Origin of the sequence: Barnesiella sp. An22, assembly GCF_963931395.1 — a bacterium.
Taxonomy (GTDB): Bacteria; Bacteroidota; Bacteroidia; order Bacteroidales; family Barnesiellaceae; genus Barnesiella; species Barnesiella merdigallinarum.
Window position 1 is genome coordinate 2,608,182 of sequence record NZ_OZ007014.1, and the last position, 21,704, is coordinate 2,629,885.

At 53.9% G+C, this 21,704-nt stretch carries 14 protein-coding genes and 1 tRNA gene; 7 read left to right on the forward strand and 8 right to left on the reverse strand.

All coding sequences use genetic code 11. From position 1 onward, the window contains the following. Positions 1-163: 163 nt before the first annotated feature. On the forward strand, positions 164-4,540 hold the full coding sequence (locus tag ABGT88_RS10805) for a choice-of-anchor J domain-containing protein (protein WP_346702068.1): 4,377 nt from the start codon (positions 164-166) through the stop codon (positions 4,538-4,540). A 175-nt stretch (positions 4,541-4,715) separates the two neighbouring features. On the opposite strand, the gene ABGT88_RS10810 is transcribed toward ABGT88_RS10805, so the two are convergent. From ABGT88_RS10810 to ABGT88_RS10830, 5 genes are read right to left on the reverse strand one after another with little or no spacing between them, the layout of a single operon-like run. Beyond that, entirely contained in the window at positions 4,716-5,837 is a 1,122-nt protein-coding gene (locus ABGT88_RS10810; RefSeq protein ID WP_087408617.1) for a DegT/DnrJ/EryC1/StrS aminotransferase family protein, read from the reverse strand. Further along, positions 5,834-6,256 carry an FdtA/QdtA family cupin domain-containing protein gene (locus ABGT88_RS10815; RefSeq protein WP_087408618.1) on the reverse strand — a complete coding sequence of 141 codons (423 nt, stop codon included), beginning with the start codon at positions 6,254-6,256 and terminating at the stop codon, positions 5,834-5,836. The genes ABGT88_RS10810 and ABGT88_RS10815 overlap by 4 nt, the downstream gene beginning before the upstream one ends. Continuing rightward, positions 6,249-6,668 (reverse strand): FdtA/QdtA family cupin domain-containing protein, encoded by a 420-nt coding sequence (locus ABGT88_RS10820; RefSeq protein WP_346702071.1) that lies wholly within the window; start codon positions 6,666-6,668, stop codon positions 6,249-6,251. Before ABGT88_RS10820 ends, ABGT88_RS10815 begins: the two co-directional genes overlap by 8 nt. Then, positions 6,658-7,536, reverse strand: coding sequence for a glucose-1-phosphate thymidylyltransferase RfbA (gene rfbA / locus ABGT88_RS10825; protein ID WP_346702073.1), 879 nt, complete (start codon positions 7,534-7,536; stop codon positions 6,658-6,660). The genes ABGT88_RS10820 and rfbA overlap by 11 nt, the downstream gene beginning before the upstream one ends. Before the next feature lie 23 nt (positions 7,537-7,559). Then, positions 7,560-8,762, reverse strand: a complete 1,203-nt coding sequence (locus ABGT88_RS10830) for a dTDP-glucose 4,6-dehydratase (protein WP_087408621.1) — start codon at positions 8,760-8,762, stop codon at positions 7,560-7,562. 349 nt (positions 8,763-9,111) lie between these two features. Between ABGT88_RS10830 and ABGT88_RS10835 the strand changes: the two genes are divergently transcribed. The 3 genes from ABGT88_RS10835 to ABGT88_RS10845 all read left to right on the forward strand — a co-directional run bounded on the left by ABGT88_RS10835 (position 9,112) and on the right by ABGT88_RS10845 (position 13,912). After that, entirely contained in the window at positions 9,112-10,812 is a 1,701-nt protein-coding gene (locus tag ABGT88_RS10835) for a T9SS type A sorting domain-containing protein (RefSeq protein ID WP_346702075.1), read from the forward strand. A gap of 98 nt (positions 10,813-10,910) precedes the next feature. After that, positions 10,911-12,491, forward strand: coding sequence for a GEVED domain-containing protein (locus ABGT88_RS10840; RefSeq protein ID WP_206422483.1), 1,581 nt, complete (start codon positions 10,911-10,913; stop codon positions 12,489-12,491). A gap of 17 nt (positions 12,492-12,508) precedes the next feature. Further along, the gene (locus ABGT88_RS10845) at positions 12,509-13,912 is read left to right on the forward strand and encodes an arylsulfatase (protein WP_346702077.1); all 1,404 of its coding nucleotides are present in this window, start codon (positions 12,509-12,511) and stop codon (positions 13,910-13,912) included. Between the two features lie 116 nt (positions 13,913-14,028). Here the strand turns inward: ABGT88_RS10845 and ABGT88_RS10850 are convergent, their stop codons facing one another. After that, positions 14,029-15,030, reverse strand: a complete 1,002-nt coding sequence (locus tag ABGT88_RS10850; RefSeq protein WP_087408624.1) for a malate dehydrogenase — start codon at positions 15,028-15,030, stop codon at positions 14,029-14,031. 435 nt (positions 15,031-15,465) lie between these two features. Between ABGT88_RS10850 and ABGT88_RS10855 the strand changes: the two genes are divergently transcribed. Then, positions 15,466-16,155 carry a CDP-alcohol phosphatidyltransferase family protein gene (locus ABGT88_RS10855; RefSeq protein ID WP_087408625.1) on the forward strand — a complete coding sequence of 230 codons (690 nt, stop codon included), beginning with the start codon at positions 15,466-15,468 and terminating at the stop codon, positions 16,153-16,155. Positions 16,156-16,174: 19 nt separating this feature from the next. Further along, entirely contained in the window at positions 16,175-16,657 is a 483-nt protein-coding gene (locus ABGT88_RS10860; RefSeq protein ID WP_241147826.1) for a GtrA family protein, read from the forward strand. Positions 16,658-16,913: 256 nt separating this feature from the next. Here ABGT88_RS10860 and ABGT88_RS10865 read toward each other — a convergent pair. Both ABGT88_RS10865 and ABGT88_RS10870 read right to left on the reverse strand, forming a co-directional pair. Beyond that, a tRNA-Arg gene (locus ABGT88_RS10865) sits at positions 16,914-16,987 on the reverse strand. A 96-nt stretch (positions 16,988-17,083) separates the two neighbouring features. Beyond that, positions 17,084-19,387: a BamA/TamA family outer membrane protein gene (locus tag ABGT88_RS10870; RefSeq protein ID WP_346702080.1), complete on the reverse strand. Its 2,304-nt coding sequence runs from the start codon at positions 19,385-19,387 to the stop codon at positions 17,084-17,086. Between the two features lie 478 nt (positions 19,388-19,865). Here ABGT88_RS10870 and ilvD point away from each other — a divergent pair, with 478 nt between their 5' ends. Next, positions 19,866-21,692, forward strand: coding sequence for a dihydroxy-acid dehydratase (ilvD, locus tag ABGT88_RS10875; RefSeq protein WP_346702082.1), 1,827 nt, complete (start codon positions 19,866-19,868; stop codon positions 21,690-21,692). The last annotated feature ends 12 nt before the right edge of the window (positions 21,693-21,704 follow it).

Genomic DNA, 21,704 nt, shown 5'->3' on the forward strand with positions numbered 1-21,704 from the left:
TCAAAAAAACATTACTTTTACACATCAAATCATCACATTGAATAGACATTTTATAATTTTAACACACAACATTATGCCTAAAAAATTCAAACTTTTAGCAGTGCTAGCTGCATTGTGGTGTCTGATACTTCCGGCACCGGCAGTCACATCGCACCATGCCGTTGTGAAACAAAATGCACAAACGACTATCCAGAAACCACGCGAAGTAAAGGCCCACTTCAAGCATCGAAGTGTCAACACCATTCGAGGCAACCGGGCAACAGCGCCAAACAACATCGCCTCCACCGCCTTTTCACTCAAAAAGATACCCGCCGCACAGACGGTAACGATGCCCAACCTCATCGGGTCGGTAGTCCAGAGCAACGCAGGTCTCGACGTGGGCATCTACTCGATACAAGCAAACGGGCTGACCGCCATCAAAACCGACTATACCCTGAATGCGAGCAATGGCGGTGCCGCCCTGGACGGCAAATACATCTGCTGCTTCATGGACCAGTACATGGGGCAGGTATACGGCGCATACTACCGGCTGTTCGACATAGATGACTGGTCGCTGCTCGAACAAAACTACCAGGCCGACTTCAACCTGATGGCCGAGTGTATGACCTCCGACGGCAGCGACATATACGGCTGCTTCTACAAACAGGACCTGAGCGGATACGAGTTGGGCAAAATGAGTCTGACTCCCGTGAAACGGACCGGCACCATCTGCTCGCTCGACGAGCCCTATATCGCACTGGCATGCGATGCCAAGGCGCTATACGGAATCTATGGCGACGGACGCCTGGTAGAAATCAATAAAAGTACGGGCGAAGAGACCCCACTCGCCAACACGGGCATCGTGTCGAACCACCTTACTTCAGCTGCCTATGACAGCAAAACGGGGATTCTCTACTACGCATCCTGTACCGACACCGAGACCGCTCTCTACTCGATCGACTTCAACAACGCCTATGCCGTGGCCAAAATCTGCGACTTGCAGGGCGAGGTATGCGGCATGCACCTCATCGCTCCGCTTGCCGAAGATGGCGCACCGGCTGCGGTTACCGACCTGGCCGTATCGTTCACCGACGGCTCTCTGAGCGGAAACGCCACATTCACCATGCCCGTCCAGACGTTTGCCGGCGGCAGCCTCACGGGCGACCTGCCCTACAGCATCCGGGCAAACGACGAAGAGATAGCTCACGGCCAGGCTGCTCCCAGTGCGGCAATCGACGTACCGGTTCAAGTGGCCGAAGCAGGCATGTACAAATTCACCGTGCTTGTGAGCAATAGCGTGGGCGACTCTCCCTCGAGCAACAAAGTGAACCTGTGGGTGGGCCCCGACAAACCATACGCTCCCGCAACCGTGACTATCGCTTACCAAGAGGGTACATTCGACATCAGCTGGGATGCCGTGACCACCTCTGAGAACAACGGCTATTTCGACGCAAGCCGGGTGACCTATACGGTAGTTCGCTACAACAACGGCGTGGAGGAATCGGTCGTTGCCAGCCACATCGCCGCCACACAATGCACCGACGCCGTAGCCGCACCCGAGAAGCTCTCGATATATACCTATAAGGTAGTGGCCGAGTTCGAAGGGGTAACCTCGAACGAGACCAAATCCAATGCCGTAGTAATGGGTAGCATCATGCCGCCATATACCAACGCATTTGCAACCGGCGACGACTTCCTCCCCTTCACCGTTATCGACTCGAACGACGACTTCAACACGTGGGGCTGGAACGAGTCGGGCTGTGCATACATCGGGTACAGCTGGCAGAACGACATGAACGACTGGTTAGTGTCGGCCCCCGTAAAACTGGAAGCAGGCAAAGCCTATCGCCTGGCCATCGATGCACGAGGTGAGGCTAACTACAAAGATCACTTTGAGGTCAAGATGGGAACTCAGGCCAACGTGGATGCCCTGGTAACCGCACTCATCGATACCGTAGAACTGACCGATGCCACCTATCGCACCTACTACGCTGTCATCGCTCCCGAAACAACGGGTACCTACTACATCGGTATCCACTGCTTGTCCAAGATAAACATGGGAGCCATCTACATCGACAACTTCACCATCGAAGCTCCTATCCCCGACACGGCACCGGCCATTGTTGAAAACGTAAAATTCACGGCCCAACCCGACGGATCGGCAGCTATCGACGTCAGCCTCAATGCCCCCGACAAGAACATCGCCGGCAACCAACTCGCCTCCATCACATCCGTAACCGTAACCCGAGACGGCGAAATGGTGAAACAATTCACCAACGTATCACCCGGCGCTCCCCTCTCCTTCAAAGACGAAGTGGGCAAAGAGACAACCGTTCACTACACCATCGTAGCCTCGAACGAATCTGGAGCGGGCATACCCTATGACCAGGATGCCTATGCCGGTCTGAAACTGCCTGCCACCCCTACCGACTGCAAAATCACGGAGAGTGCCACTACTCCCGGAGAGGTGACGGTCACCTGGAATCCCCTGGCACAAGATGTAGACGGCGACTCCATCAACAGCGACCTGATTACTTATACGATGGTCGACATCAACGAGCAGATTGTGGCCACCGGACTCACGGCCGAAGATGCCAGAAAGGGCTGGACTACCACGATTGAAATACCGGCCGATGAGGAACAGGCTCTGGCCATATTCTATATTTTCGCCGAGAACCGTGTCGGCCGCAACCCCGTCAACGGCTACACCTCGATGATACCCGTAGGCGAGGCCTATCAGGTTCCATTCAAGGAGTCGTGTCCCGAGGCACTGCTCCAACATGTGTGGATGAACGAAGGGGCATACTGGAGCACGGCCCAGTCGTGCTACCAGCCGGTGTGCATGCCGCAAGACGATGACCAGGGCATGTTCTACCTCGAGCCCTTCCTGGCCAAGGAGAACAACCTGCTGCTCTCGGGCAAGATTGCAATTCCCGAGAGTGACAAGATAGGGCTGTCGTTCTACTATTGCGGAACGACCGACGACCTGTTTGACCTCGCCCCCACCGTGCGCATTCCCAGTGGCGAAACCTATTATCTGACCGAACCGATACATACCAATTCGGCAGGCACGGGTTGGCAACACGTATTTGTTTCGCTGGCCCAGTTCAAAGGTCAAACGGTTCAAGTGGGTGTGAATGTAAATGCCCGCTCACAGCAAGACTACTTCCTGCTCGACAACATCGAGGTACGCGAGTTTGCCGGATATGATGTGGTCGTTACAGACTTCACCACTCCCGCAACCATGACTCTGGGCGTCGACAACCAAGTGACAGCCACCATCTCCAACGCCGGTACTTACGAAGCCGACCACATCGCCGTACAACTGCTTGCCAACGACGAGGTAGTCGAGACCGAAACCATCGATCACCTTGCAGTATCGGCCCAGCAGACGGTCGAAATGACGGTATGCCCGCCCGTTACCCAAACCGAAGCAATCAGCTACAAAATACATGCGGCGTTCGATGCAGACGAAGACCTCTCCAACAACGACAGCGAGGCCAAGACGGTAGAATTTACCGCCTCTAATCTCCCGACTGTAACCCTGAATGGAGAGGTAGAGGGCAATCGGGTCACCCTCTCCTGGGAGGCACCCGACACGGAGAGCAAGACCGTGCAGGTAACCGACGACCTGGAAGGGTACGAGTCGTTCTCGATCGGGAAGGCCGGCAACTATACCTTCTACGATATGGACGGCGACGACACATTCGGACTTGAAGGCGGTGTCATGTTCCAGAATCAGGGACAACCCATGTCGTATATTGTATTCGACATTGACGGTATCGACGAAGCAAGCCAATCGATGGTATCAGACTTTGCCCACTCGGGTTCCAAATGCCTGGCAGCCTTCGCCTCGACAACCAAGGCCAACGACGACTGGCTGATTTCGCCCGAGCTCCCCGGCATTCAACAGGTAATCAGTTTCTGGAACCGCTCGGTGAATGTCAACTATGGCTTCGACCAGTTCGAAGTACTCTATTCCACCACGGGCAACACGCCTGCCGACTTCACGAAACTGGGCGATACCTACGCCTCGAATCTGGGGTGGTCTCAAGTAGAAGTAGAACTGCCGGAGGGTACCAAATACTTTGCCATCCGGTACATCTCCTACATGACCCTGGCCTGGCTGGTAGACGACATCAGCTACACATACGGTACCCCCAGCTACACGATTGCAGGTTACAATATCTATCGCGACGGCATCCGACTCAACGATAAGGTATTGACCGAAACCCAGTATGTCGACGACCTCTCCGGCATCCCGTCGGAGACGGGCTCGCACCGCTACCAGGTAACTGCCGTATACGCCGAAGGTGAATCGGGACTTTCGAACGAATACGAAGCAAGCGTATCCTCCGGCATGGAAGGGCTCTCTGCAGACAGCATCTCCATCCGGGTAGAGCACAGAGTGATTCGGGTCGATGGAGCCGACGACATAGCGGTATATGGCATAGACGGCAAGATTTACGGGATTGGGCACGACACGGCATCCATCGCCGTAGAGCCCGGCATCTACGTAGTAAAGGCCGACGGCCAGGTGACCAGAGTCTGCGTGCGCTAATCTCCCCCCACAGACCATAAAAGAGGGCAACCCCAGAGTCTACGACTCAACAGGGTTGCCCTCTTTCTATTCTTCTTTTTCTTCGGCTTGAATCGACGAGTTACATTCGTCAATATTACTCTTGAAAGGGAATCACCAAACGGTATTCCTCCCATTCAAAAACAAAGATATGGTATTACGCAAACCGATTGATGATAGAGGCAATCTCGTGCACATCGTCGTCGGTCAGATAAGACGACATGGGCAGGCTCAATACCTCGTGGGCTAGCGTTTCGGCCAGCGGCAGATGCAGGTGGTTGTATTCGCGATAGCACTGTTGCTTGTGCGGCGGTATGGGGTAGTGAATGAGACTGCCTACCCCCTGCGACTCGAGATAACGCATCAGCCGGTCGCGCTCGGTGCACCGCACCACATACTGGTGCCAGATGTGTTCGCCGGGCTCTCCGGCCTGTGGCAGGATGAGCCGCTCGTTGTCAATCGACTCGGTATAGAGGCGCGCTATCTCGACCCGACGGCGGTTCTCCTCGTCGAGGTGTTTCAACTTTACCAAAAGGAAGGCGGCCTGCAAATCGTCCATGCGGCTGTTCACCCCTTTGTATTCGTTGACATAGCGCACGGCCGAGCCGTAATTGCCCAAGGCCCGCACCACATCGGCCACCTCGCGGTCGTCGGTAGTCACGGCCCCGGCATCGCCCAGGGCTCCCAGGTTTTTGGTGGGATAGAAACTTTCGCCTGCGGCATCGCCCAGCGCCCCGGTATGGTGCGAACCTTGCAGTCCGGCGACCGACGAGACGGCCCCGAAGGCTTGGGCATTGTCCTCGACAATCTTGAGTCCGTGACGGGCAGCTACCGACTTCAGTGTCTCGTCCCAACAGGCCCGGCCATAGAGGTGCACCACCATGATGGCCCGCGTGCGCGGGGTAATGGCCTGCTCGATCAGCGAGGTGTCGAGGTTGTAGGTATCGACCGAAGGCTCTACAAAAACCGGCACCAGTCGGTTGTCGGTTATGGCCAGAACCGAAGCCACATAGGTGTTCGACGGTACGATAACCTCGTCGCCCGGCTGCATTACCCCCCTCTCGATATAGGCTCGCAACATCAACCGCAGCGCATCGAGCCCGTTGCCCGTAGCCACCGCATAGCGGCAACCCAGGTATTGGCACAACAGCTCCTCAAGCTGCGACACATATTTGCCCCGGATATACCAGCCGCCCTCGATTACCTCGGCAGCGACGGCCTTCATCTCGGCCATATAGGGTTCATTCGCCCGTTTCAAAGAGAGGTGGGGATATTTCATTCTTGACTGTCTATCTGCTTAAAATCGTTATACTCGCGCACATAATCGGACTCGTCGTAATAGTCGGAGGTCAGCACCAGACACACCGAGCCCGACGAAAAGTTGTTGAGGACCCGCCAGATACCCGGCACGATGAGCAAGCCGTAATAGGGACGATTCAACGTCACCGTGCGGGTGTGCTCGCCATCGTCGAGCAACACGTCGAACGAGCCGCCGGCTGCCACCAGAAACTCGTACAGCTGCTTGTGCGAATGGCCGCCACGCTCCTCGCCGCCCGGCACATCGTAGAGATAATAGACCCGCTTCACGGCAAAGGGTAACTCGCGGTTGTTCTCCACCACCGTAATGCTGCCGCTCTCCTGCATGTGCTTGGGCAACTGGATGATGCGGCAATCGTCTACCGAAACCCGTTTACTCATCTCGACCTCCTTTCAACAACGTGCGATACTCCTCGAAATCTTCGATATAATCGGCGGCATCGTAGGGGGTCGACGAAAGCACCAGCGCCAACGAGTTGGTGGAGAAGTTATCGAGCTCGCGCCACATCATACGAGGCACATAAAGCCCGTAGTACGAGCGGGCCATGTGGTAGCGCCGCGTCTCGGTGCCGTCGTTCAGCACCACGTCGAAGCTACCCGAAAGGGCTACGATGAACTCCTCTTGCTGCCGAAAGGCGTGACCGTTGCGCCGCTCGTCGCCCGGCACGTCGTAGAGCCAATAGGTGCGCGCAATCTCAAACGGGATGTGCCGGTCGCTCTCGATAAACGACAGGTTGCCCCGCTTGTCGGCCACTTTGGGCAAATCAATCAATCGCACTCGATCAAAGATCATCGTTTGCCAATCTTATCAAATACTGTCCATACTGGTTTTTCTTCATCGGTTCGGCCAGCTCGAGCAGTTGAGTCCGGTCGATCCATCCCATACGGTAAGCTATCTCCTCGAGCGAAGCTACCTTGAGGCCTTGACGGTGCTCGATGGTTTCGATGAAGTTGGAAGCTTCGTAGAGCGACTCGTGCGTACCGGTATCCAGCCAGGCAAAACCACGCCCCATCAACTGAACACCCAGTGCCTGCGACTCGAGAAAAGCCTGATTTACCGAGGTAATCTCCAACTCGCCCCGAGCCGAGGGTTTCACCTGCTTGGCCACCTCGACCACCCGGTTGGGATAGAAATAGAGCCCCACCACGGCATAGTTGGACCGCGGTTTGGCCGGTTTCTCCTCGATACTGATGGCTCGCCCACTCTCATCGAACTCGACTACGCCATAGCGCTCGGGGTCTCCCACCCGATAGCCAAACACCGTAGCCATGCCCTTGTCGGCCTCGGCCACGGCCTGCCGCAACATGCGGGTAAAACTCTGTCCATAAAAGATATTGTCGCCCAACACCAGACAAACGGTGTCGTTGCCGATGAACCGTTCGCCGATGATAAAGGCCTGGGCCAACCCGTCGGGCGAAGGCTGCTCGGCATACTCGAACTTCACGCCGAACTGACTGCCGTCGCCCAGCAACCGCTTGAACCCGGGCAGGTCGGTAGGCGTGCTGATGATGAGTATCTCGCGAATCCCAGCTAGCATCAATACCGATATGGGATAATAAATCATGGGTTTGTCATACACGGGCAGCATCTGTTTCGACACACCCCGCGTAATGGGATACAATCTCGTACCGGAACCTCCGGCCAATACTATGCCTTTCATTGTATATCTGTTCTAACAGGCAATCAACGATTGCCATACATTTGTTCGTAATATTTTTGATAATCACCGCTTACTACCTCGTCGACCCAGTCCTGATGGTCGAGATACCAACGCACGGTCTTCTCGATACCCACCTTGAAGGGAGTCTCGGGATACCAGCCCAACTCGCGGGCAATCTTCGACGGGTCGATGGCGTAGCGCATGTCGTGTCCCGGGCGGTCACCCACAAAGGTAATCAAATCTTCGTTGATATTCTCGACATCGGTCTTCAATACCCGACGATATTCGGGCTCCTCGCGCATGATGCGGGCAATGATGGAAATCACCAGTTTCACGATGTTGATGTTCTTCTCCTCATTGAATCCGCCCACGTTGTAGACCTCGCCTATGCGGCCGCGCTCCAGCACGGCATCGATAGCCTTGGCATGATCCTCGACATAGAGCCAGTCGCGCACATTGTCGCCCTTGCCATAAACGGGAAGTTTCTGGCCGGCCAGGATATTCTTTATAATCAGCGGAATCAATTTCTCGGGGAAGTGGTACGGCCCGTAGTTATTCGAGCAGCGGGTAATGTTTACCGGCATGCCATAGGTCTCGTGATAGGCCCGCACAAAGAGGTCGGCACTGGTTTTCGAAGCCGAATAGGGCGAACGCGGATCGAGCGGCGTCGTCTCGGTAAAGAAGTGCTTGCCATAGGTGTGCAGGTCGGTACGGCCGCTTACTACCCTGCGCACGTCGGGGTCGGTAATTTCGAGCGGATGCGGTTCGTCGTAGTCTTTGGTCAGCGAACCATACACCTCGTCGGTCGACACCTGCAAGAACTTCTTCCCTTCGGCATAGACCGGCTTACCCTCGGCGTCCTTCCCGCGATACCACGCCTTGCGGGCGCAGTCAAGCATGTTCTGGGCCCCCAGAATATTGGTTTCCAGGAAGAGTTGCGGATTGGTGATACTGCGATCGACATGCGACTCGGCCGCAAAGTTGACCACATAGTCTATATCGGTCTCGGCAAAAATATTGGCTACCAATTCGGCATTGCGTATATCCCCTCTGATGAATCGTACCCGAGGGTCGGCAATCTCCTCCTTGATTGTACCCAAGTTGCCGGCATAGGTGAGCTTATCCAAAACAATTACGTAAATATCATTCCCATACTTTTTTAGTATGTATTTCAAGAAATTAGCCCCAATAAAACCGGCCGCGCCGGTAACCAAATATTTTTTCATAACCTGAAATTTTAAAATCCGTCGCAATTTACGACTTTTTTAAGAAAAAATACAATACAAGTTTCATTATGTTTCAAAGTTACATCAAAGATTCTGCCCTACACATCCATTTACCTTTCACAATAAAAAGAGAAGAAAAACATCTCTTACCTCCAAACGAGTTCCAATAAATCGATAGATGCGCTACCAAATACAAAAACACGAGACAATATTGTTAAAATATATTTATCACATTAGGGATAACTCGATTCCCCCGGTTTAATATTATGCGAAGGTTTCGTTTTTTCAAGCTTTCGCTTACCATGAAACAACAAATTTAAAAACCAAATATCCATTAAAAACACTCTTTATGAAAAAGAATTTACTTTTATCGTTACTTTTTGTAACAGGTTTATTTACCACCAATCACATCGAAGCAGCCGTTACTCCTCTGGATGGAGCCGTAGTACCCGAAATCAGCACCGCCGATTCGCCCAAATGGTATCTGCTGATGTCGTCGCACCTCTCGGACAACACCCGTAAGAACCGCTTTCTGAAATTGGACGGCACCACATTGTGCACCGAACAATTCATGTCGGGCATTCCCGAAGGTCAAGTAACCGAGGCCTTCATCTGGCGCTTGGAGTCGGCCAACGATGGTACAAGCACGCACGCCTATCTGGTCAACAGCAACGGTCAGCGGGTATTTGTTCCCACTTCGGCTACAGCAGAAGACGGATCGACACACGTAAATACCCCGCTCGAAATGAACGAGACCGGTACGGTGTGGGACGTAATCACCAGCCAATCGACCGGTATCAGCAACGATTGTGCTGCCAACCAATACGCATTGCAATATATCGGATATAGCGGGGCTCGTGCCTTCATGAATGCCATGGACGGCGGCACCCAGTTCGGCGTTACCATCTACGCCGCCGGCGTACACCAAGCCTCGGGCTGGTTCTTCTACGAGACCGACTACTCTCCGGCAGTGCAAAAAACTGTCACCATTGCATCAAGCGATGACAGCAAAGGCTCTGTTTCAATCGAGGGCAGCAACGAAAACAGCGTAGAGGTTGGCTCGACCGACGCCGTAACCGTAAAAGCAGAGGCCGCCGAGAACTATATGTTTTACCGTTGGGTTGAAGAGGGTACCGAAAATGCAGTCAGCTACCGCCCCACCTACTCCTATGCCGGAGAGGAGAGCATCAATCTCGTGGCCGAATTTGTAGAGAAGGACTACCCCATTATGACCCGTTTCTATGTAGTCGATTTGAATCAACAAAACCGTTACCTGAGTGCAGCATCCTATACCGCAGGCAGTGAAACTCACGAAATCTTCTCGTGCGAGAGCGAAAGCGACCTGCCTTTCACCCCGTATGTACAACTGCATACCCCCCAAATCGAAGGTGCTGTCATCGACAAGACCGAAACGCCCATTCAACTGACCGAAGGGGTTGAATCGTTTACCTTGAAATTCAAACAATACAACAACAATATCTCCTATAACAACGGTAAAGAAGAGTTCATCTGCGAACCCGAATTGGTATGGACTCGTCAAGCCGTATATGTCGACTGGAACAACGACATGGAGTTCAACGGCTCAAACGAAATCTACGAATCGATGGGCGAAAACAGCGCCACCAACAATTTCGGCGACCCCAACGGTAGCATTGCCGAGGGTTGGCAACGCAGCATCGCTATTCCTCAAGGGACCGAAGCCGGTACCTACCGCATGCGTGTTATCTACATGGCCCCCGATCCGGTTGACGGCTGGATTAACAAGGTATTCGGTGAGTTCTACAACGAGCTGAGAAACGGTATCGCCTATGACTTCGAGATTCAGATTTCTCCGGCATCGGGTATCGAAAGCGTAGCTGCCGAGACCATCTACTACGACTCGCAGGCTCAGACTATCGTAGCACCCCACATGGAGAAAGCCGCCATTTACAATCTCGCCGGCCAAGTCGTACTGCAAGCCGAAAATGCCGATGCTATCTCGGTTGCAGCTCTGGCTAAAGGTGTATATGTAGCTCACATAGACGGAAAGGTGATTAAATTCATCAAATAATCCAGTAACACTCGTAGGGGAGGAAAACAAACGGAAAGCCTCCCCTACGCTTTGTTTCTACTCACCCTCCCCCCCAAAAAAAATTAAAGAAACTCCTCATGAACAAATTTTTCAAATCCCTATTCATCATTCCTCTTGTAGCCTCGGCCTTACCGATAGCGGCAGCCGATACGACAGCCGACAGCTACATCACGTCGGATCCTTTCGAAACAATGGTCCGTCTGGGACGCATCAGCGAAAACAGCCCCATCTACCAAATGCCGGCAGGCTCGGCCAATGGCGGATACATCACCTCGGCTACCACCTCGGGTAATGCCATTATCTATCCGCTGGGATATGTCAAATCGAGTGCCCCAAGCAGCTACTTTACAATCGTATCGAAAGAGACTTCGCTGCTGATTGCCGGCGAAAGTTTCGAACTCAATGCCACGATGTCGGTCGACCCGTCGAGCTACGTAATCACGGCTTATACCGACTGGGACCGCAACGGTATATATGAAAAAGAGTCGCAAACGGCACAAGTAAACGCCTCGACCCGCAGTTTCGTGCAACCCATCACCATCCCCGAGACGGCTGCATTGGGTAAGACCCGCGTGCGGATAAGAGTCGAATCGTCCACCCCCTCGTCGGCCGATGCCTCGATTTCGGGACGCATATACGACTTCGTAGTCTATGTGATGGAGGCTTCGGATCGGACCGACTGCTTCATCAGCGTAACCTCGAACAACAACGAATTGGGAACGGCTCTTATCGAAACAGCACCAAACGAAGCCGGCCGCTACGAAATCGGCAGCCAGGTTACCGTCAAGGCCGTTATCAACGAAGAGTCTGAAACCGTGATTGACTTCAAAGGCTGGCAAGAAGGCGGCGAAATCGTGAGCGAAGAGGCAGTCTACACCTTTACCGTGAGCAAGAGTACGAGCCTCATCGCCGTATTCGAAGCGGCTGTTCCCCAACTGGCTACCCCCGAGGTGAGCACGGCCGAGAATCCCATTTGGTATCAGATTATGAATGCCCACACCTCCGAAACCCGCAAAGAGCGTTATATTGCCTACGACACAAACATCGGCGGCGACTATACCACCGAATTGCGCGTAGAGAAGCCGGCCAACCAAACCGACAAGTTCCTGTGGCGGCTCGAAGACGCCGGCAACAATCAGGTGTATATTGTAAACCGTGGCACCGACCTGCGCATATCGGGATCGAAAGTGCTCGAGACTGTAAACTTCACGGCTTCGGCTACCGGCAACCGGTTTGAAATCGCCCCCAGCGGAAACGCCAACGGCAGCTATTCGATCAAATACGAAGGCGACAACTCCTACCTGCTCAATGCCAAGGACGGCGTGTGGAGCGTAGTGCTGTACAATGCCGGTATCGGTACCGGGTCGGGCTGGTATTTCTACAAGGTGTCAATCAAAACACCCACCGCTATCGACGATGAAACCCAAAGCGTAGCTCCTCGGGCCCGGCTCTACGACGGACACCTCACGGTAACCGGTCTCGACGGCCGCAACCGGGTGAGAGTCATCAGCCTCTCGGGACAGTTGCTGGGCGACTATCTGGCAACCGATACCACCTTCGAAGGCGACCTGCGATACTCCGAGCGATTCATCATCGTAGTCATCGAATCGGAAACAGGAAAGACCACCTCACTCAAACTTCTCGACAGCAAACTCTAAATATCAAACATACCAACATGAATACCAGTAAATTTATATATCCGGCCAGCGGCCTGCTCCTCACCTCAGGCATGTGCTTTGCCCAAGAAAGAGATGCCGTAGCCACGACCGAACGTCCGAACGTCATCTACCTGCTCTGCGACGACATGGGATACAGCGACATCGAGGCCTATGGCCAGCAAATGATTTCGACTCCCAACCTCAACCGGCTCGTCAACCAGGGTATGACCTTCACCCAATTCTACGCCAGCACCGCCGTGAGTGCCCCCTCGCGAGCCTCGTTGATGACCGGCCAACACACAGGCCACACCAAAATCCGTGGCAATAAAGAGATTCAGCCCGAAGGGCAGGAACCGCTCGACCCGAACGTAGAGACCTTGGGCAACTTGTTCCAAAAAAACGGGTATGTAACCGGCTGCTTCGGCAAATGGGGCATGGGCTATCCCGGCTCTGGTGGCGAAGCCAACGACATGGGCTTCGACGTGTTCTACGGCTACAACTGCCAGCGCAAGGCCCACTCCTACTACCCCGAATATCTGTGGAACAACAAGACCAAGGAGTATCAAAACGGGCGCTACTCGCAGGATGCCATCCACGAGCATGCCATGAAGTTCATCGAAGACAACAAGGATAAAGCCTTCTTCGGCTACTTCACCTATACCATCCCGCATGCCGAGCTGCGCCAGCCGCAAGACAGCATTGTGGACATGTATAAAGGCAAATTCCAGGAGCCCAAACCCTGGTATAACGACGGCGACTACGGAACGGCGACCGACCCGCGCACCCAGTTCGCTGCCATGATTACCCGCCTCGATACCTATGTAGGCCAAATCATCGACAAACTCGAAGAGCTGGGTATCGCCAAGAAGACCCTCTTCATCTTCACCAGCGACAACGGCCCTCACAACGAAGGCGGTGCCGACCCCACATTCTTCAACACCGAAGAGCGGCTAAGAGGATTGAAACGCGCCTTGTACGAGGGCGGTATGCGTGTACCCTACATCGCTTACTGGCCCGGAACCATTCAACCCGGTTCGATTACCGACCTGATGGCTGCCGGCTGGGATATGATGCCAACCTTCGTCGAACTGTTGGGCGAAAGTCCCAACTGGCGCGACGAGGCCATGGACGGCTTGTCGATACTCCCTACCCTCACCGGTAAAGGCGAGCAACAACAGCATGAGTTCCTCTATTGGGAATTTCACGAAGAGAACGGACGCCAGGCCGTGAGAGCCGGTGAATGGAAACTGATACGCCAGAATATCAAGAACGGCAATCCTACCCACGAGCTCTACAACATCGACGAAGATCCCCACGAAGACAATAACCTGGCCAACACCTACCCCGACAAGGTAGAGGAACTGAAGGTCATCATGGACCGTGAACACACGCCGTCCACGATATTCAACTTCGGACGCTAAAGGTACACAACACACCTCTTCAATTTGATAAAAACAGATAGCGGCCTCGAGTTCATTCTCGAGACCGCTATTCTGTTTCTGCCCCTCACACGAGGCTATCTCTCTCAAACCGGCAATCAGTCGATGTTGGCATTGAGCTTGTGCCACTCGGCGATGGGCGGGATAATACCCATTTCAATCACTTCGTCGCGCAGTTCGCACAAGTGTTTGTAACTGTTCTCAAGTTCCTTCTCCTCCTCGGGCGTACCGTAAACGGGGTTGTAGTGAACGCCGTTGCGGTCGATAATCGTCTCCATGGCCATGAGGATGTGGTTGAACTTCCCTTCCGAGAGGTACACACCGGCCGGCCAGGTAAAGGGATTTCCACCCATGGCGGCGGCAATCATCTCGATCGAGAGGTAAGCCGGGCTCTGGAACGACGAGCGACCACGCAGGTCGATAATGTGTTTACCGCCTTGTACTACCTGATGGCGAATCTTCTCCCAATCTTCGGCAGGCAACTTGTCGGTACCGATCAGGTCGGTGAGCGGCGTACCCTTCACCTTGGTCGTCGAGGCAAAGACAGCCATCTGCTCGCCATGACCGCCATAGGTACGGCAATTCTCGATTTCGTCGGCAACGGCATGGAAATATTTGGCCAGTTCGCTTTGCAGGCGGGTGCTGTCGAGAGCGGCAAGCGTCGATACCTGCGAAGGTTTCAGACCCGAATAGAGCAGAACGATGAGGCCCGTAATATCGGCCGGGTTGAAGATAACGACAACATGTTTCACATCGGGGCAATAGGCACGCAGGTTTTTACCAAATTCGGCAGCAATCTCGGCATTACCCTTGAGCAAGTCTTCACGAGTCATACCGGCTTTACGGGCAGCACCACCCGACGATACCACGTAAGCAGCACCCGTAAGAGCCTCTTTCACATCGCTCGTATAGGTCAGGTTCACCCCTTTGAAAGCACAGTGACGCAACTCCTCGGCTACCCCTTCGAGAGCCGGAGCATACGGGTCGTACAAACATACATTGGGAGTCAAGTGCATCATCAAGGCCGTTTGAGCCATGTTCGAACCGATCATACCGGCTGCGCCGACGATCGTCAATTTCTCGTTTGTCAAAAATTCCATAATCGTTTTTATTTTAAGTTCTGTATTTCGTATTTGAACTACATGACGAATATAGGTAAAGAGCCGTGCAGAAGCAAAAGAAAACCGAAGTTTTCCAGTTTGACTATGCCAAGTGCATCCTTTATTCGTGTAACAAAGATAACAAGTAAAACCCGATTTTGATTATCATTCTTTTTTACTTTCCATAACAAAAGGTTATTGCTTGCCGCATGCCCAAATCGCCGAAACGATAATCTTCTCATATAAAAACGATTAGCCAGAATCTCACAGAATGCCGATGACAAGGGACTTTGGTCCTAAATTGACAAAAGCCTTGCCAGAGAGCTTCACCGAACCGAAACAGAAATTTCAAATCTTTTACACACCCCCGTAAATTCATGGATTTTTTTTACTCGGTTTTCCAAATAATCTGTACTTTTGTACAAAATTTAGGATATGGGGAAAGAAACATCAGAAAGGATTCAGACCTCTCTGCTCAATGCAGCAGAGAAAAAAGCATTAGTTTGGTTGGCTCAACGTCAGCCCTCGTGGGTTACGTCGGACTTCCTCACCTATACGGGTCTGCTGGGTGCAGTCATCTGCGCAGTCGGTTTTATACTGGCACATATCGATAAGAATTACTTGTGGCTTTCGTCACTGGGTCTGTTCATCAACTGGTACGGCGACAGCCTCGACGGCACGCTGGCACGTGTGCGCAATACGCAACGCCCGGTCTACGGATTCTTTATCGACCACTCGCTCGATGCCATCACCATCTGCATCATGTGTATCGGTGCCGGTTTGTCGCCGATGTTCCGCCTCGATGTAGCCATGCTGGTACTGGCCGGTTATCTGGTGCTCTCGATTTATACCTATATCTCGACCATCGTCAAAGGCAAATTCCTGCTTACCTACGGTAAACTGGGCCCCACCGAATTGCGACTGGTTATCATCTTGATTAACACCATATTCATATATACTTCGCTCGAAGATATCAAATGGACTATCGGCGGCCAGACACTGGGCTTGTTCGATGTAGCCGGCCTCTTCATCGCCTGCTTCCTCTTCATCGCCTGGCTCGTGCAATTCGTAACCGACCGCCGCGCCCTGTCGCAACAAGACCCGTTGAAACCCTTCCAGAAATAAGTAACGAAGCGAAAAGGTCGTGAAAGCCGGAATATTGAAACTACGCATCTATCTGCAATTCGTGGTCAGCCGCCTGTTTGGTACAGGGGTCGACACCTTCGTGCTATGGATATGTGACCACTTCATATTCACCAGCTATTTCGGCAAATACATACTCTCACCCACCATCAGCTTCGAATTTGCCGTACTGAGCAACTTCATGTGCTCCTACTTCTGGATTTGGAAAAGCCGTCTGGGACATCGCTCCACACGCGATTTCTGCCTCAGATTCCTGGTATTCAATCTTTCGTCGGGTGCAGGATTCCTGATCAAGATGGTATTCCTGCTCATCTTCCAGAAGATATTCGAGTGGAATGTAGTCTACTGTAATCTCGCCGCCCTGCTCATCTCGGGTGTATTCAACTACCTGGTGGCCGACATGTTGGTATTCAAGTCGAGCAAACAGGTAAAAGTGGGCAGCGTGGGCGGTGGCAGCGACGAGTGTGACTCGCTGGGCGCATAACCGCCACTCTACGCCTCTTATCAAACACAACACCCCACACGTAACGGCAACCGACACACCTATCAATGGCCGCTGCATGCGCTATACATACGCCTCACGAAAAAGCACATTACCCCACTACTTCTATTCCCGATTGAACATATCGCCCGAATGCGATGCCAAGCCCCTTGTACAGGCAATACCAGCCTGCCACCCGGGGGCTTTGAAGATTGGGCCATAAAAAAAGGGAGCAAACGAAATGCTTGCTCCCTTGAGGTGATTGAGTTGGGATTCGAACCCAAGACCCACAGCTTAGAAGGCTGTTGCTCTATCCAGCTGAGCTACTCAACCGACCTTTCATAGAAAAGTGCTGCAAAGTTAGGGATATTTCGCGATATTCCAAATATAAGAATCTACTTTTTTTAGCTACACCCCCAAGCCCGTGCATCAGAAGGGATACCCCACCGTGAAGTGAAAGGCCGAGTCGCGCTTGAAATTCTGCGAAGCAATGGCCCAATGCTCCTGTCCGGCAGCCGGGTTATAGGCTTTCATACCCAAGTCGAACCGCAAGAGGAAGTAGCTGAAGTCGAGACGAATGCCCAGACCATAGGCCAACGCAATCTCCTTATAGAACGAGTCGAGTCGGAACTGCCCGCCGGGCTGCGCCTCGTAGTTGCGAATGGTCCAGATGTTGCCGGCATCGACAAAGGCGCCTAACTCGACTTTCCAGAAAAGTTTGGCCCGATACTCGAGATTCATGTCGAGCCGGATGTCGCCGCACTGGTTGATAAACTCCGACACCAGGTTGTTGCCATTGTAGCTACCGGGGCCCAACGTACGCACCGACCACCCCCGCACACTGTTGGCACCACCCGAGTAGTAGCGTTTCTCAAAAGGCAGAATATCGGAGTTGCCGTACGGAATACCGATACCGCCCCCCACGTGAAAAGCCACCGAGTTGCGGTCGTCGATCAGGTGGGTAAAGCTGTAATCGAAATCGAACTTGGCATACTGCGAATAGCGGATGCCGAATATCTTGTAACCGTCGGTCGGCTGCGACTTCGAGGTGAGCCGCGAAAAGGCGTTGAGCACGTTGCCGGCCACCTCCCCGGCAGCCCGCAGCGTATAGACGTTGGTGCGACGCTGCACGGGATTGGAGGGGTTCAGGTTCGAACAATAGAAGGTATACCCCATGCGCATGATGAAGTGATCCTCGTAACTATACCGCAACAGCGGGTTGTCGGGGGCGATGGTCTCGAGGAAGTCGTCGGTCTTGTGGGGCAGATAGACGTAGTTTATATCCAGCAGGTCGTAGTTGTGGCGGAAGAATCCGCGATTGGTCGTCCACTTGTATTTCCAGGCCGTGCCCCAGATGACACGGGTATACTCGGGCCGCTGCTGGAAGTTGAAGTTCACGCTGTACTCGGTGCTGGCCTTCATGCGCCGACGGAAATCGGTGCGCAGAAAGGGAAAGAGAAACTTCGGGTAGGTGATGCCCACCTCGCCCCCCAGCTCGGTGTAGCGGTCGTTGATGAGTCCGCTCAAGTCGCCCGAGAGACTCTCGTAGGCCCCGCGCACCTTGGTCGAAAAGGTCTCGGAACCCTTGAAGATGTTGCGGTGCTCGTAGGTGGCCCCCACGGCAAACCCCAGGTCTCCCTCCGAATTGGTACCCTCGACCTCGAGCGAAACCGACTGAGGCTTGTCCTCGCTGAGCAGAATATAGCAGTCGAGCTCGTTGCGCCCCTCGGCACTTCGACCGGCCGATTCGAAACGGATATTGACATACTTGACAATGTGCAACCGGCCGAAAGCGGTATAGGTGTTGTCGACATCGCGGCTGCTGAAGAGGAGCCCCGGCCGGATAAAGCAGTTTTCGACCAGTGTCTCGCGACGTATATAGGGGTGATCGCCCTCGATGAAATAGTAGTTTTTGTACTCCCCGGCGTTGGAGACGTCGATAGCATCGGTAGCCGTAGGGTCGTAGGAGAGCACGAAATAGATTTTGCGCATGTAGTAGCGCTCGTAAGGTCGATAACCCGACGTGTTGACCATCGAATCGGGCCGTATGTTCAGCGTCAGGTTCACCGCCTTGGAGTGGTCGGCGGTATCGGCCGTATAGGTGATGAGCTCCTTGTTGAAGGCATAGAAACCGTCGCTCCGCAAGATGTCGGAGATGCGCTGCCGCTCCTCGTCGAGCACGTTCCGGTCGAAGTTGTCGCCCTTCTTCAAGAGCGAATGGTTCGAGAACCGCCGCTCGATCAGCCGCGACAGAGTATCGTTGGCAATGTGATAATCGACATTGGCTATATAGTGCGGCGTATTGGCCGACACGCGATAGACCACATCCATGCGCTTGCCCCGCGAAGTGGTATCGGCCTCGACCCGGGCAGACATATAGCCCTTGTTGAACATCGCCTTCTCCATCTGCAGGCGCGAGTTCTCCATCAGCATCGGGTCGTAGATGACGGGCGGGGTTCCGGCATTTCTCACCCAGCGGTTGAACCACTTGGTCGAGTCGTTGCCCGAGAGGTTGTAGAGCCCCAGCGTGAAACGAAACAGACCGAACATCCGGTGGTTGGGCTCCTGTCGCAGATACGACTTCAGATCCGAGGGTTTCACCTCCTTCGCATCGGTCTCTATCTTCACATGGTCGAGCAGATAGCTGCCGTCGGGGACATGACGGGTAGGACTGCACGCCACCAACACCCCACAGGCGATGGCTACTCCACAGGCTGTTATGAAACGTCGCATTCTCAAGGTTCCCCGAATTATATGGATTTTATACCTATCTCGTTATCGTAATAAGGCACTGCAAATATACACTTTATTTTTTCAAATCCCCTCTATTTGCCGGCGAGATGCACAACCGAGGGCTACACTCCGGTTGAGGAGTTTTGGCAAAGACACATTATTATATATCTTCTTGTTGCAAAAACAAGCAAAATAAAAGCAAAATTAAATTTCAGCCACAAATTTTCTTTCAAAACTCTTGCTTATTTCACGAAAGAGTTTTACATTTGCAATACCATTTAATCACACAGCATGATGATTATGATACTACATGTCATTTCTCTATCGATTATTATTAGCGAACTTATTGTCGTGAGTCGGTAAGGTGGAAAGGCGTATGTAGTTACTTCAATTCATAGTTATAAACAATCAAGAGTAATTGTAAAACCTTTCCACCTGCGCGGAAAGGTTTTTCTTTTTTTTGTAAACAGTAGATACGATGAAACATCAGTTACGAAGCACAACCAGTACGGCCGGCAGGCGAATGGCCGGAGCCCGGGCCCTGTGGCGGGCCAACGGTATGAAGGCCGAGCAGATGGGACGCCCCATCATTGCCATAGTCAACTCGTTCACCCAGTTTGTCCCGGGGCATGTACACCTGCACGAAATCGGACAGACGGTCAAAAAAGAGATTGAGAAACTGGGGTGCTTTGCCGCCGAATTCAACACCATCGCCATCGACGACGGCATAGCCATGGGACACGACGGCATGCTCTATTCGCTCCCCTCGCGCGACCTCATCGCCGACAGCGTGGAGTACATGGTCAACGCACACAAGGCCGACGCCATGGTGTGCATCAGCAACTGCGACAAGATAACGCCGGGCATGCTCATGGCTGCCATGCGGCTGAATATCCCCACCCTCTTCGTATCGGGCGGTCCCATGGAGGCCGGACACCTCGACGGACGGGGCCTCGACCTGATCGACGCCATGGTCGAATCGGCCGACGAGAGCATCGACGACGAGCAGGTGCGCCGCGTGGAACATGCGGCTTGCCCCACCTGCGGCTCCTGCTCGGGCATGTTTACCGCCAACTCCATGAACTGCCTCAACGAAGCCATCGGGCTGGCCCTTCCGGGCAACGGCACCATCGTGGCCACGCACCGCAACCGCGAACGGCTCTTCGTCGAAGCGGCCCGACAGATTGTCGAAAACTGCCAGGCCTACTACCGCGACGGCGACGAGAGCGTGCTGCCCCGCTCGATAGCTACCCGCGCGGCCTTCCTCAACGCCATGACGCTCGACATCGCCATGGGCGGCTCGACCAACACCGTGCTGCACCTGCTGGCCATCGCCCGCGAGGCGGGTGTCGACTTCACGATAAGCGACATCGACCGGCTGTCGCGCAAGTCGCCGGTACTCTGCAAGGTGGCCCCCAACTCACACTACCACATACAGGATGTGAACCGGGCCGGCGGTATCCTCTCGATTCTGGCTATCCTGGCCGACGAGGGGCTTATCGACACCTCGGTGCACCGGGTCGACCGCCACACGCTGGCCGAGGCCATCGAAGCCTATGCCATACGTGGCGGCGTATGCCCGACCAAGGCCAAACAGGTGTGGCACAGCGCACCGGGCAACCGTTTCAACCTGGTACTGGGCTCGCAGGAGAACTACTACAGCGACCTCGATACCGACCGCAGCACAGGCTGTATTCGCGACTTCGAACACGCCTATGTCAAAGACGGCGGCCTGGCCGTGCTCTTCGGCAACATCGCCCAGGATGGCTGCATCGTCAAGACGGCCGGTGTCGACGAAAAGATATTCCACTTCAAGGGCCGGGCCAAGGTATTCGAGTCGCAGGAAGAGGCTTGCGAAGGGATACTCGGCGGTCGGGTCGAAAGCGGCGACGTAGTGGTGATTACCTACGAAGGCCCCAAGGGTGGCCCCGGCATGCAGGAGATGCTCTACCCCACCTCCTACATCAAGTCGAAACACCTGGGCAGAGCCTGCGCCCTCATTACCGACGGACGCTTCTCGGGCGGCACCTCGGGACTGTCGATCGGCCACATTTCGCCCGAGGCTGCGGCGGGAGGCAATATTGGTCTCGTACGCGACGGCGACCTCATCGAGATAGACATCCCCAACCGAAGCATCGAGCTGCTGGTCGACGATGCCGAACTGGAACGGCGGCGCGCCGAAGAGCTGGCGCGAGGCCAGGCGGCCTTCACCCCCCGACAACGGCAACGCACCGTATCGAAAGCCCTGCAGGCCTATGCGGCCCTGGTCAGCTCGGCCGACAAAGGTGCCGTTCGACTCATCTAATCCCCCTCTAAA

Coding starts and splice junctions, on each gene's coding strand:
- ABGT88_RS10840 (WP_206422483.1), top strand. CDS start 10,911: ATGAACAAATTTTTCAAATCCCTATTCATCATTCCTCTTGTAGCCTCG.
- ABGT88_RS10820 (WP_346702071.1), bottom strand. CDS start 6,668: ATGATCTTTGATCGAGTGCGATTGATTGATTTGCCCAAAGTGGCCGAC.
- ABGT88_RS10815 (WP_087408618.1), bottom strand. CDS start 6,256: ATGAGTAAACGGGTTTCGGTAGACGATTGCCGCATCATCCAGTTGCCC.
- ABGT88_RS10835 (WP_346702075.1), top strand. CDS start 9,112: ATGAAAAAGAATTTACTTTTATCGTTACTTTTTGTAACAGGTTTATTT.
- ABGT88_RS10845 (WP_346702077.1), top strand. CDS start 12,509: ATGAATACCAGTAAATTTATATATCCGGCCAGCGGCCTGCTCCTCACC.
- ABGT88_RS10855 (WP_087408625.1), top strand. CDS start 15,466: ATGGGGAAAGAAACATCAGAAAGGATTCAGACCTCTCTGCTCAATGCA.
- rfbA (WP_346702073.1), bottom strand. CDS start 7,536: ATGAAAGGCATAGTATTGGCCGGAGGTTCCGGTACGAGATTGTATCCC.
- ilvD (WP_346702082.1), top strand. CDS start 19,866: ATGAAACATCAGTTACGAAGCACAACCAGTACGGCCGGCAGGCGAATG.
- ABGT88_RS10870 (WP_346702080.1), bottom strand. CDS start 19,387: ATGCGACGTTTCATAACAGCCTGTGGAGTAGCCATCGCCTGTGGGGTG.
- ABGT88_RS10830 (WP_087408621.1), bottom strand. CDS start 8,762: ATGAAAAAATATTTGGTTACCGGCGCGGCCGGTTTTATTGGGGCTAAT.
- ABGT88_RS10850 (WP_087408624.1), bottom strand. CDS start 15,030: ATGGAATTTTTGACAAACGAGAAATTGACGATCGTCGGCGCAGCCGGT.
- ABGT88_RS10810 (WP_087408617.1), bottom strand. CDS start 5,837: ATGAAATATCCCCACCTCTCTTTGAAACGGGCGAATGAACCCTATATG.